The organism is Streptomyces sp. NPDC001970 (genome assembly GCF_053594115.1).
The window spans coordinates 17,652-30,313 of sequence record NZ_JBSFDW010000046.1 but is presented as its reverse complement, the minus strand read 5'-3'; the positions used below and the strand labels follow the sequence as shown (position 1 = coordinate 30,313).

General features: G+C 72.2%; 9 protein-coding genes. All 9 read right to left on the bottom strand.

Going from position 1 to position 12,662, the window contains the following annotated elements:
* Window positions 1-178: 178 nt before the first annotated feature.
* Entirely contained in the window at window positions 179-1,207 is a 1,029-nt protein-coding gene (locus ACWCP0_RS36515; protein WP_451083053.1) for a sugar phosphate isomerase/epimerase family protein, read from the bottom strand.
* Window positions 1,208-1,241: 34 nt separating this feature from the next.
* Window positions 1,242-2,630, bottom strand: coding sequence for an alkaline phosphatase family protein (locus ACWCP0_RS36510; RefSeq protein WP_451083052.1), 1,389 nt, complete (start codon window positions 2,628-2,630; stop codon window positions 1,242-1,244).
* A complete protein-coding gene (gene eboE, locus ACWCP0_RS36505; protein ID WP_451083051.1) occupies window positions 2,627-3,796 on the bottom strand; it encodes a metabolite traffic protein EboE in 1,170 nt (389 codons plus the stop codon). Before eboE ends, ACWCP0_RS36510 begins: the two co-directional genes overlap by 4 nt.
* Before the next feature lie 12 nt (window positions 3,797-3,808).
* A complete protein-coding gene (locus ACWCP0_RS36500) occupies window positions 3,809-4,657 on the bottom strand; it encodes a TatD family hydrolase (RefSeq protein WP_451083050.1) in 849 nt (282 codons plus the stop codon).
* Entirely contained in the window at window positions 4,657-5,283 is a 627-nt protein-coding gene (locus tag ACWCP0_RS36495) for an EboA domain-containing protein (protein ID WP_451083049.1), read from the bottom strand. Before ACWCP0_RS36495 ends, ACWCP0_RS36500 begins: the two co-directional genes overlap by 1 nt.
* The gene (locus ACWCP0_RS36490; RefSeq protein WP_451083048.1) at window positions 5,271-6,137 is read right to left on the bottom strand and encodes a sugar phosphate isomerase/epimerase family protein; all 867 of its coding nucleotides are present in this window, start codon (window positions 6,135-6,137) and stop codon (window positions 5,271-5,273) included. The genes ACWCP0_RS36495 and ACWCP0_RS36490 overlap by 13 nt, the downstream gene beginning before the upstream one ends.
* Window positions 6,134-7,606: an SCO3242 family prenyltransferase gene (locus ACWCP0_RS36485; protein ID WP_451083047.1), complete on the bottom strand. Its 1,473-nt coding sequence runs from the start codon at window positions 7,604-7,606 to the stop codon at window positions 6,134-6,136. The genes ACWCP0_RS36490 and ACWCP0_RS36485 overlap by 4 nt, the downstream gene beginning before the upstream one ends.
* Window positions 7,603-8,727, bottom strand: a complete 1,125-nt coding sequence (locus tag ACWCP0_RS36480) for an inositol-3-phosphate synthase (RefSeq protein ID WP_451083046.1) — start codon at window positions 8,725-8,727, stop codon at window positions 7,603-7,605. Before ACWCP0_RS36480 ends, ACWCP0_RS36485 begins: the two co-directional genes overlap by 4 nt.
* Window positions 8,728-8,815: 88 nt before the next feature.
* Window positions 8,816-12,538, bottom strand: coding sequence for a ThuA domain-containing protein (locus ACWCP0_RS36475; RefSeq protein ID WP_451083045.1), 3,723 nt, complete (start codon window positions 12,536-12,538; stop codon window positions 8,816-8,818).
* Window positions 12,539-12,662: the final 124 nt, after the last annotated feature.

Genomic DNA, 12,662 nt, shown 5'->3' with positions numbered 1-12,662 from the left:
GGAGAGCCCTTCGTTCGGCACTGCCGAACAAGGGGCGTTGGCATGCTCGCGTCCGATGATGGACGGAATGGAACATTCCCTCTACTGGTCAGTAGCCAGAAGTTTTGACGACTTTCCGCGCACGGCTCCGCCCGCGGCGCATGACGGCTCGCCGCGGGCGGGGTACGCAGGGCGTCTGCTAGCAGCCCTTCTCGCGCAGTGAGTGGAGGTGATCGCTCGACTTGCGGGCGAACGTGAACGACTCCACGGGGTTGTCGTGTTCGGCCTGCCAGTGGTGGTCGAGCCGGCCGCCCCTGGTCCTGGTCACCGCGGAGATGAACCGCTGGTAGTCGATGTCACCGTCCCCGACGTCCACCATGCGGTAGCCGTCACGGGCGGATGCGTCGTGCTCGCCGTCCTTGACGTGGAAGAGCGGATAGCGGTCGGGCTGCTTGAGGACGTAGCGCAGCGGGTCGAAGGGGGCAGGGGTGCCGTCGACGCGCTTGGAGAAGCGGAACTGGCCGGCGTAGGCCCAGTAGATGTCCATCTCCAGGTACACGAGGTCGGGGTCGGTCTCGGCGAGCAGGACGTCGTAGAGGCGGACGTCGGGCCTGTCCCAGGCGAAGGAGAACTCCTCGGCGTGGTTGTGCTGGTAGAACTTCATGCCGCGGGCCTTGGCGGCGGCGCCGTACTCGTTGAACTCCTCGGCACAGCGCTTCCAGCCGTCGACGGTGTCACCGTAGCGCCAGGGGCCGGATGCGGTGCCGATGTGCTTGAGCCCGAGGGCCTGGGCGTCGTCCAGGACCTTGTCGAGGTTCTGCGCGAAGGTGTACGCGTTCGGGTCGGACGAGTAGTAGCCGACGTGGCTGCCGATGGCGCGCAGCCCGTGGTCGCGGGTGAGCCGCTTGAGCTGGGCGAGGGTGATGGCGCCCGCGGAGCCCTGGGTGTAGCCGGCGTACTCGACCTCGTCGTAGCCGTACTTCTCGAGTTCGGCGAAGACGGCGGCGAAGCCGAGCGTGGAGACCTTGTCGCGGAGCGAGTAGAGCTGGATGCCGAGGCGTCCCGGGGGCAGTACGGGACGGCCGCGGCCCGGGCCGTGGGCGGCGGCGGTGGGGGCGGCGGCGCCGAGGAGGGCGGCGGCGGTGGCTCCGGCGGCGACGCCGAGCATGCCGCGTCTGCTGAGCTTGTGGGCGAGCTCGGGATCGGTGGCCTTGCTGTTGCGGCTCATTGTGGATAACTCCTCGTTGTCGGTGGAGTGTGGTTCAGTGAAGACCGGCGAGTTGAAGGAGCAGGGACTTCACGTCGGTGGCCGCGACGCGGCCGCTGAGAGCGCGGGGGGTGGAGCACAGAATGAGCGGACCTTCGTCATCGCTCGTGGGGAGGCGGCCATGGCTGCCGCGAATAGGTGAGGGGTCGAGCGGCACGACCGCCATGCGGTAGCGCATGCCGAGCTTCTTGCGGGCGAGGGCCGTGGCGGCCTTGACGCGGACGTACGGGTCCTCGGGGTCCATGAACAGCTCGACCGGGTCGTAGCCGGGCTTGCGGTGGATCTCGACGAGCTGGGCGAAGTCGGGGGCCTTGTCGTCGTCGAGCCAGTAGTAGTACGTGAACCAGGCGTCCGGGTCGGCGACGGCGACGAGTTCGCCGGAGCGCGGGTGGTCGAGGCCGTGGCGCTTCTTGCCCTCGTCGTCGAGGAGTTCGGCGATGCCGGACAGGCCCGTGAGGGCCTCGCGGGTCGCGTCCAGGTCCTCCGGTCGCCGCACATAGACATGGGCGAGCTGGTGGTCGGCGACGGCGAAGGCGCGGGAGGCCATCGCGTCGAGGTACTCCATGCCGTCCTGGGTGTGGACTTCGAGAAGGCCGGCGCGGCGCAGCTCGCGGTTGATGTCGACGTGCCGGGTGACACGGGTGATGCCGTATTCGGAGAGGGCGACAACGGTGCGGCCTTCGCGTTCGGCGTCGTCGAGGAGGGGAGCCATGGCCGCGTCGAGGTCGGCGGCGGCCCGCAGGGAGCGAGGGTCATCGGGGCCGTACCGCTGAAGGTCGTAGTCGAGGTGCGGGAGGTAGCAGAGCGCCAGGTCGGGCGTGCGGGTGCGGAGGATGTGGCGGGTGGCGTCGACGATCCACCGGCTGGACACGATGTCGGCGCCCGGGCCCCAGAAGTGGAAGAGGGGGAAGGTGCCGAATCTGTCGGTGAGTTCGTCGTGGAGTGCCGGGGGCCGGGTGTAGCAGTCCGGTTCCTTGCGCCCGTCGGCGTAGTAGACGGGGCGAGGGGTGACGGTGATGTCGGTCTCGGCGCCCATGGCGTACCACCAGCAGATGTTGGCGACGGTGTAGCCGGGGTGGGCGCGGCGGGCGGCGTCCCAGAGCTTGTCGCCGCCGACGAGTCCGTTGTGCTGGCGCCACAGCAGGACGTCGCCGAGTTCGCGGAAGTACCAGCCGTTGCCGACGATGCCGTGTTCGGAAGGGAGGGCGCCGGTCAGGAAAGTGGACTGGGCGGCGCAGGTGACGGCGGGCAGGACGGTGCTCAGGGGGGCCTGGGAGCCGCTGCCGGCAAGCCGTTGCAGGCACGGCATGTGGTCCAGGAGCCGGGGGGTGAGGCCGACGACGTCCAGGACGAGAAGAGGGGTGGGTCGCGCCGTGTCGTTCATGGCAATTCCTTGAGGCCGAGGTCGGTGAGCAGATCGCGGGCGAGGGTGAGTTCGGCGGCGATCCCGTCGGCGAGCTGGGCGCGGCTGCGGGGACGCAGCTCGGCGGGCAGGGCCTGCCAGGTGTAGGTCTCGACCTCGAGGTGGCGGGTGAGCGGGGCGGGAACACCCACGAGTCGGGCGAGGGTGTCCTGGAGCACGGGGAGAGTGGAGGTGAGCGGTGGGGCCGGCGGCGCGTGCAGGGGGACGTGGAAGTGGGCGCGCCAGGGGGCGCTGACGGGAAGGGCGTCGGCTGCGAGGGCCTCGTGGAGGTCGTCGGTGCCGCGCAGGCCGGCGGCGGTCCTGGTGCGGGTCTGGTGGAGGAAGCGGGGTTCGGCGAAGGCGGCGAGTGCGTCGCGTACGTCGGGGAGATGGGGGTGTTCGGCGTGCAGGGCGGCGGACAGCTGGGCTTTGGGGATGGCGATGCCGGCGGTGGTGAGTGCGTGGAGTGCGGGACCGGGTTCTTCGAAGGAGGTGGCGAGATGGCAGGTGTCGACGCAGATGCCGATGCGGCTGCTCGACACGGCCGCAAGGGGGCGGATCGCGTCGGCTGTGGTTTCGACGGTGCAGCCGGGCTCGGGTTCGAGGGCGATCCGGATGGATTTGCCGGTGAGCTCTTCGAGCGCGTCGAGGCGTGCGGCGAGGGTGGTGAGTGCGGTGCGGGCGGCAGTGGCGGCGGTGCCGTCGAAGCGGGTGCGCCAGCCGAGGGGAAGGGTGGAGACGGATCCTTCGCTGACGTCGTCGGGCAGCAGGGCGGCAAGGAGCCGGGCCAGGTCGGTCGTGTGGGCGAGTCTTTCGGGCTCCGTCCAGTCCGGACGGTAGACGCGGTACTTGACCTCGTCGGCGCCGAAGCCCTCATAGGGGAAGCCGTTGAGGGTGACGACCTCCAGGCCGCGCCGCTCGAGTTCGGCGCGCAGGCCGCGCAGTGCCGCCGGGTCGGTGGTCAGGGCGCGGGCGGCGTCCTTGGCGAGCCACAGGCCGATGCCGATGCGGTCGCGGCCGAGGCGTTTGCGTACGGGTTCGCAGTGGTCGCGCAGCTGGGCGAGGACGCCGTCGAGGGTTTCGGCCGGGTGGACATTGGTGCAGTAGGCGAGGTGGACGATGGAGCCGTCCGGGTGGCGGAAGCGCATGGGTCCCCCTCCTCATTCCCCGCCGCGGAGGATGGAGTTGCCCTCGTGCAGGGCCTCGGGGGCGGGGACGTCGAGCTGGAGGCGGCCGCTCTGGCCGTAGAAGGCGGCGGGGTTGCGCCACAGGACCTGGTCGACGTCGTCGTCGGTGAATCCGGCGGCGAGCATGGCGTCGGCGACCTTGCGGGTCTTGAGCGGGTCGCTCTTGCCCCAGTCGGCGGCCGAGTTGACGAGGACGCGCTCGGTCCCGTGGGCCTTGAGGATGGTGACCATGCGGTCCTCGTCCATCTTGGTGTCGGGATAGATGGAGAACCCGAGCCAGCAGCCGCTGTCGGCGGCCTCCTTCACCGTCGTCTCGTTGAGGTGGTCGAGCAGGACGTGCTCGGGAGCGAGCGCGGATGCGCGGACGGCGTCGACGGTGCGGCGCAGGCCGGCGAGCTTGTCGCGGTGCGGGGTGTGGACGAGGGCGGGCAGGCCGTGGTCGGCGGCGAGCTGGAGCTGGGCGGCGAGTGCGGTGTCCTCGGCGGGGGTCATGGAGTCGTAGCCGATCTCGCCCACGGCGACGACGTTGTCCTTGACGAGATAGCGGGGCAGTGCGTCGAGGACGGGCGTGCAGCGGGGGTCGTTGGCCTCCTTGGGGTTGAGGGCGATCGTGCAGTGGTGGGCGATGCCGTACTGGGCGGCGCGGAAGGGTTCCCAGCCGAGGAGGGAGTCGAAGTAGTCGAAGAAGGAGTGGGGTGAGGTGCGGGGCTGGCCGAGCCAGAAGGAGGGTTCGACGAGGGCGCGGACGCCCGCGGCGTACATCGCCTGGTAGTCGTCCGTGGTGCGGGAGGTCATGTGGATGTGGGGGTCGAAGATGCGCATCAGGACTCCTCCGTGGGGGACGTCAGGGCGAGGACGCGGTGGAGGTCGGCAGGGACGGGCCGGCCGGCGGCGGTGCGTTCGGCGGCGTAGTCGCCGAGCATCCGGGCGAGTTCCGCGTCGCCGCGGGCGCGGCGGGCCAGGCCTTCGGCCGCGTCCACGGGCACTCCGGTGAACAGGCACTTGAGGAGGGCGTGGCGCCAGGAGTGCGGGTCGAGATGCTCCGCGGCGTAGGGGCCCACGGCTGCGGCGACGAGCCTGGTGTCGTTGGTGCGCAGCGCGTCCTCGACGAGGGGGAGCCCGGCGGCGGGGGCGGGGCCGAGGAGGGGCAGGGCGAGGAGGACGGCCCGGCGTTCGGCGGCGGTGCCCTGCTGGTAGAGACGGGTGAGCGTGGCCGCGTCGGCGCGGGCCTGGTGGAGGAGGAGGGTGCGTACGGAGTCGGCGTACTCCTGGCCGCAGTGGCGGCCGGCGGCGGCGAAGCGGAGCTCCCAGGCGGGCACGGCGTACGAGGTGGCGGCTGTCTCTGGCGCGGTGGCGGTGTGGGCGGCCTCGGCGAGGGCCTCGTGCAGCCAGGCGCGGGCGGCGCCGGGGAGCCGGGCGTCGAGTTCGCTGCGGGTCAGGATCGCCATGCCGGTGCTCCGTTCGTGGGGGTGTGGGAGCGGAGGAACTCGAGGGAGGAGCGGGCGAGTTCGGGGCCAGCGTGGGAGTGGCGGGGCAGTTCGACGACGGTCAGGCCCTGGTAGCCGGTGACGGCGAGGGCGTCGAGGACGGGCGGGAAGTCGATCTCGCCGTCGCCGAAGGGGAGGTGTTCGTGGACGCCGCGGCGCATGTCCTCGATCTGGACGTGCCGCAGCCAGGGGGCGGACTGCTTGACGCAGTCGGCGGGGGACGCCGTTTCCAGGCACTGGCAGTGGCCGATGTCGAGGGTGAGGCCGAGGGGGTCGGGGTCGCCGATGAGCGAGCGGAGGTGGTGGAAGTCGTCGAGGGTGGCGAGGAGGTGACCGGGTTCGGGTTCGATGGCGAGGGGGACGCGGGCGGAGGCCGCGGCGTCGAGGACGGGGGTGAGGGCGGCCTCCAGGCGGCGCCAGGCGGTGTCGGGCGAGGTGCCGGGCGGGGTGATGCCGCTGAAGCAGTGCACGGCGTGCGCGCCGAGGTCCGCGGCGACCTGCACGGCACGGACGAGGAGCCCGGTACGGGCGGCGCGGGCGTCGGGGTCCGGGTCGAGGAGGGACGGGCCGTGCTTGCGGCGCGGGTCGAGGACGTAGCGGGCGCCGGTCTCGACGGTCACCTCGAGACCGAGGTCGGCCAGGCGGCCCGCCAGTCGGCGGGTGCGGGTGGCGAGGTCGGGGGCGAGGGGGTCGAGGTGCATGTGGTCGAGGGTCAGGCCGACGCCGTCGTAGCCGAGGTCGGCGAGCAGCATGAGGGCGTCGTCCAGGCGGAGGTCGGTGAGGCCGTTGGTTCCATAGCCGAGGCGCAGGCTCATGTCGGGCTCACCTTCCGGGCGAGACGTCGGGCGACGGGGACGAGCGCGAGCACGGCGAGCCCGGTGCCGGTCGCTCCGGCGCGGGCGGCGAGGGCGGCCTGCAGCGGGATCATGGCGCGGATCCCGGCGCCGACGGCGCGCTGGGTGAGGGGCGGGGAGGGGTTCAGAGCCGCGTGGAGGAAGGGGGTGAGGGTGGCGCGGGCGTAGCCGGTGGCGGCGACTGCGGCGAGGAGTTCCCCGGTCCCGCCCCTTCCGGACCGGAGCGGCATGCGGCTGCGCCGCGTGGGAGGCGAGCCGTCGGGCTCCCGGGCGAAGACTCCGGTCACCTGGGCGGTTGCGGGTCCCCGGGGTATGCCCCGGACCCGGTCGCGGGCGCTGCGCGGCGTGGACGTGCCGGCTGCGTCGCGCGACGGCGCGCCGGCTCCGAGCCCGGTCGGGCGGGCCGGCGACGAGTCCCCGGTTCCGCCGTCGGGTGGAACAGCCGCACCGGGACCGCGCTCCCCCTGCTGCCGTCCGCTCGGGCGCGGGCCGTGTGGCGTGGGCCGTACGCGGATGGCCACCGCGGCGATGGTCAGGGCCATGGCCAGGGCCGCGAGGGGGGTCTTGGTGGAGCCGCCCTGGGTTTCGTGGCGAGAGACGGAGGTGATCGCGTAGGTGTGGGCGCCGAGGAGGGCCGCGTGCGGGAGGGCGGGGCGCAGGCCGGTGGGGTGGGTTGCCGCGGCGCCGAGGAGGAGGTCCAGGGTGCGGGCGGCTGCCATGGCGGCCGGGCCGGCCGGGGTGTGCTTGAGGTGCAGGTCGTACGACCAGACCGCCGCGGTCAGCGCAGAGGCCACGAGCAGTGCCGGGCGGCCGGCGCGGGCGGCCAGGGCGAGCCCGGCCGCGGTGAGTGCACCGGCCGCGGTCAGGGCTGCCGCGGGACGGATCCGGCCCGACGGGATCGGGCGGTGCGGCCGGTCGACGGCGTCCTCGTGGCGGTCGGCCCAGTCGTTGAGGGCCATGCCCGCCTCGTAGAGGCAGAGGGAGGATCCGATGGCGAGCGCGGTCCCCCGGTTGGGGCGCAGCCCCGCGGAGGCGGCGCCCGCGAGGGCGTCGCCCGGGACGCTGAACAGGGCGGAGACGCGCAGGAGTTCCGCCCAGGCTCGGAGCCGCCCGCCGCTCGCCGCGGCGGCGGGCCGTGCCGGTGGCGGTGCGGGTGCCGGTGCGGCGGTCCCGATCGCCGTCCCACCGGACGGCGCCGTCCCCGCCCGCGCATCGCTGCGCCCGGCTGCGGCCCGCGGCTCCCCGCCCTCCGGCGTGCCCCGGACGTCGCTCTGCCCGGGAGCGGAGACCGCCCCCGGCCCCGGCAGCCCGGGCGCTGCCGCAGGCCTGCCCGCAGGGTTCCGCGCGGGCGCGGGCAGCAGCCATGCCGCCGGCCCGCGCAGGAGCGCGAGGACGCCCGGGGCGCCCCGGCGGCGGCCTCCCGCCGTCACCGGGCCTCCCCCAGGCGCGCCGCGAAGCCGAGCAGCTCCCCGTACTGCTCGGCCAGGGCGGCCGGGGCTCCCGGGTCCGGGTCCTTGAAGTAGAAGGCGAGTTCGGGCAGGGGGCCGGAGCGGCCCGTCTCGTGGGCGCGGGCCACCAGGCGCGCCAGGTCCAGCACCAGCGGTGCCGCGAGGGCCGAGTCGCAGCCCTGCCAGGTGGTCTGCAGGACCATGCGGGCGCCGAGGAAGCCGTCGAAGGCGATGTGGTCCCAGGCGGTCTTCCAGTCGCCGAGGGCCGGGACGTCGTCGATGTGGACCTCGCCCTCCGGTGCGGTGCCGAGGGTGTCGGCGAGGACGCGCTCCTTGCCGGCGTTCTTCGCCGCGGCCGCCGCGGGGTCGGCCAGCGCCGCCCCGTCCCCGCCACCCAGCAGGTTGGTGCCGGACCATGCCCGTACGGACAGGGCGCGCTGCACGAACATGGGGGCGAGTACGGAACGGAGCAGCGTCTGGCCTGTCTTGCCGTCCCTGCCGGCGTGGGGAAGTCCGCGGGCCGAGGCGGCGTCGGCGAGGGCCGCGGTGCGCAGCCCGGTGGAGGGTGTGAAGTTGACGTAGGGACAGCCGGCCTCGATGGCGGCGGCCGCGTAGAGGGAGCTCGCGGGCAGTCGTACGGAGTCGGGGGCCGGGGCGGGTTCCGTCGACGCGACGTTCATCACGACCACGCGTGCGAGGTCGTGGCGCTCGCGGAAGGCAACGATGTCAGTGGCGAAGGCCTCGATCAGCGCCGTGTCCGGCCGGGTGTCGCCCGGGAGGGGGCCGCCCCCGCGGATCTCCTCGTTCGCGGCCGCGAGTTCGCCACTGACCGCCGACGGCAGACCGTGGGGCAGGACGCCGCCCGCCGCGAGCTGTTCGGCCCGCTTCGGCAGGGGACAGCCGGTCGTGTCGTGGCCGCCGAAGACCAGGGAGGACAGGGGCGGCAGCCCGGCCTGGGCGAACGGCGGGGTCTCCGTCACCATGCCGGTGGCCGGGTGCAGGCCTGCGGTGACCGCAGCGCATCCGGCGACCGCGGTGGTGGCGACGGAGCCGCGGGCCCCGATCAGCCAGACCCCGGTGCGGTGTTCCTTGGGATTCGTCACGGGCTGCCTCCCTGCGATGCGATGCGATGGTGGGACGGCGGGCGGGGGTACGGCGTCTCCCCGCCCGCCGCCGGCTCGGCGGGCCGCCCTACGAGGACGAGGGCAGCTCCTTGAGCTGGATGTTCCGGAAGGACACCTGGTCGTCGGCGCCGTGGTTCTGGATGCCGATGTGGCCGTCCTTCAGGCTGCGGACCGGGTCGGTGTTGGTGAAGTCGTTGATCTTCACACCGTTGAGGAACAGGGTGAGCCGTTCACCCTGGACCTTGATCTCGTAGCTGTTCCACTGGCCCGGTGGCCGCAGCACCCGGTCGCGGGCCTTGAGGTCGGCCGACTTGAAGCCGTAGACGGCACCGGTGGTGCGGTCGGCCGCGTCGGTGGCGTCGATCTGCACCTCGTAGCCGTTGTTCACCGCGGACCAGGGGTCGTCGGATGCGGGGAAGCCGACGAAGATGCCGGAGTTGTCGTCGCCCTCCATCTTCCAGTCGAGCTTGAGGGAGTACGACTTCAGCTCCTTGGCCTGGTACCAGAGCATGCCCATGCCGCCTTCGGACCGGAGTTCACCGTCGACGACGTTGAACTTCCCCGGGCCTGCCTGCTTCCAGCCCTCCAGCGTCTGCCCGTTGAAGAGGTCCCGGTAGCCGGTCTGCGGCTTGCAGTCGGCGTTGACCTGTCCGGAGGTGTAGCGCAGTCCGCCCAGCAGGTGCTGCCGGAACGCCGGTTCGGCGTAGGACTCCTTGGTGTGGCCGCCGCCGGTGTAGAAGGCGCGGCCGCCCTGATAGGTCTGGCACCAGGCGATCGGGTGGTCGCCCTTCATGTTGCCGCCCTGATAGGTGGTCTCGTCGAGGGTGGCGAGGATCCGGGCCTGACCGCGGGGGTTGGTGCGGTAGTTGTACCACTCGTCCGTGCGCTCCCAGGCCGACTCCAGGTGCGAGGTGGCCGGGTGGTCGTGGTCCTCGACCCGCACGGTGGCCTTCTGGATCTGCGGGTGCGAGTGGAAGTACGCGCCGACGAGTCCGCCGTAGAACCGCCAGTCGTACTCGGTGTCGGCGGCCGCGTGGACACCCATGTAGCCCCCGCCCGTGGCGACGTAGTTCTCGAACGCCTTCTGCTGTTCGGCGTTCAGGACGTCACCGGTGGTCGACAGGAACACGACGGCGTCGTAGCGGGCGAGGTTGTTGGTCGTGAACTGGCCGGCCTCCTCCGTGGCGTCGACCGTGATGTTGCTGCCGGCGCCGAGCTCCTTCAGGGCCGCGACACCGGTCGGGATGGAGTCGTGGCGGAATCCTGCGGTCTTGGAGAAGACCAGGACCCGCTTGGCGGTGCGGTCGACGGGCGTGTTGGAGATCTCGAAGTCGTCGACGTCGTAGAGCGCTCCCGCGCCGCCCTTGAAGACCAGGAAGAGCTCGGTGGTCGCCCTGGGCACGGCGCGCAGCGGTACGTCGATGTCCTGGAAGGTCTCCCAGCCGCCGGTCACCGGCACGGGGGCCGAGCCGAGCAGCGTGCCGTTCGCCGATCCGGTGCGCACCTCGAGGAAGCCGCCCGCGCCGCCCGAGGAGATGCGTGCGGTGAGCTTGGTGGAGCCGGTCAGGTTGTAGGGCTTGAAGGAGATCCAGTCTCCGTTGTGAACGTCGCCCACGGTCTTGCCTCCGTTGGCGGGCGCCTTGTCGATGACGCTGATCCCGGACTGGGCGTCGAAGTGCTCGGCCTGCCGGTGGCGCGGCTGCAGCTGCGCCTGGTCGTGGGTGGTGAGCGGCGCCTGGCCGCCGCCTCCGCCGTCGGTGTACTCGGCGTCGAAGACTCCGAAGATGTTGGCGTTCGGGTCGTGCCCGCCGTCCGCGGAGGTCTTGATGGTGCCGGTGCAGCCGTTCGCGGAGGTCACGGGGTGCCCGTGGCTGTCATGACCGAGTACGTACGTGACCTTCACCTTGGCGCAGTCGATCGTGCCGGCCGCGCTGTCTTCGGGATCCGTGACGGTGACCTTGAACGGGATCTCGTCGCCGAAGTCGAACAGCGCCCCCTCTACGGGCAGTTCCAGGGTCACCTTGGGTGCCGTGTTGCCGACGACGACCTGGACACTGGCCGAGCCGGTGCGCCCGCTCGGGTCCCTGGCGGTCACCGTGGCCGTGTAGGTGCCGTTCTTGCGGTACGTGTAGGCCGGGTTGGCGGACGTGGAGGTGCCGCCGTCGCCGAAGTCCCAGCGGTAGGTGAGCGCGTCGCCGTCGGCGTCGGTCGTGCCGGCCGAGGAGAACGTGACCTTGAGCGGGGTCGTGCCCGAGGTCTTGTTCGCCTTGGCCTCGGCGACCGGCGAGTGCCCGTCGGTGGCGTTCTCGATCCGGTACAGCGCGGAGTGCTCGTTGCCGCCGAACCAGGCGGTGCCGTAGTCGAGGACGTACAGCGCCCCGTCGGGGCCGAAGCTCATGTCCATGATCTGGGTCCCGGTCCAGGGGACGTCGTTGATCGACTGGACGGTGCCGTCGGCGCCGTGCTCGATGCGCTTGATCCAGCGGCGGCCGAACTCGCCGGCGAAGAAGTCGCCGTCGAAGGCCTCCGGGAACTTCACCGGGGAGTCGAGCGCCGGGTCGTAGTGGTAGACGGGCCCGCCCATCGGGGACTCGGAGCCGGTGCCGAACTCGGGCACGGATCCGCCGTCGTAGGGTATCCACGCCGTCTCGGCGGGCGGCAGGTCGACGAGGCCGGTGTTGTGCGGCGAGTCGTTCTTCGGGGCGGCGCAGTCGAAGGCCGCTCCGGACACCTTGGTCGCGAAGTCGTAGTCGACGAACGGGTCGTTGTCGCCGGTGCAGAAGGGCCAGCCGAAGTTGCCGGGCTTGGTGACCCGGGCGAACTCGACCTGTCCCGCAGGTCCGCGCTTGGGGTCGGCAGCGCCCGCGTCGGGCCCGTACTCGCCGACGTACAGCACTCCGGTCTTCTTGTCGACGCTGAAGCGGAACGGGTTGCGGAAGCCCATCGCGTAGATCTCGGGCCGGGTCTTGTCCGTGCCCGGGGCGAAGAGGTTGCCCTCGGGGACGGTGTACGAGCCGTCGTCGGCGACCTTGATGCGGAGGATCTTTCCGCGCAGGTCGTTGGTGTTGCCGGAGGTGCGGCGGGCGTCGTAGGCCGGGTTGCGCGTGGGCCGCTCGTCGATGGGCGTGTAGCCGTCCGAGGCGAACGGATTGGAGTCGTCGCCGGTCGACAGATACAGGTTGCCCTGGGCGTCGAAGTCGATGTCTCCGCCGACGTGGCAGCAGATGCCGCGGGTGGCGGGGATGTCGATGACCTTCTTCTCGCTGGCGTTGTCGAGGGTCCCGTCGGTCTTGAGGACGAAGCGGGAGAGCCGGTTGACGCCGTCGTACTTGGCGAACTCGGCGGCGGTGCCGTCGTTGGGTGCGTCGCCGGGCGGGGTGTCCAGCGGGGGCGCGTAGTAGAGGTAGATCGCCCGGTTCTCGCTGAACTTCGGGTCGATGCCGACGCCCTGGAGGCCTTCCTCGTCGTGCGAGTAGACGGGGATGGTGCCGACGACGCGGGTGTTGCCGGCCGCGTCGGTCATACGCAGCTCGCCGTCGCGGGAGGTGTGCAGCACGCTGCGGTCGGGGAGAACGGCGAGCGACATGGGCTCGCCGACCTCGGGCTCGCCCTTGGCGAGGGTGACCTGCTGGAACTCCTCGGCCGCCGCTGCCGCGGCTTCCGGGTCCTGCGCGGGGGCCGCGGCCCCGGCGGGGACGGCGATGGCGAGTGACGTCGCGGCCAGCAGGCCGCCGGTGAGGAGCGCGAGTCCCTTCCTGAATCTGCGTGCTCCGGGCCGTTTTCTGTGCACGTGTGTCCTCCGGGAGTAGCCGGTCGTACGGGCGGGTGCTGCTGCCGTGCGGTTCCTCGCGCGGAACGTGCCGCGGGAACTCCGGGGACCGGCGTGCGCCGTCACGCTGGTCGGGATCCGGGCA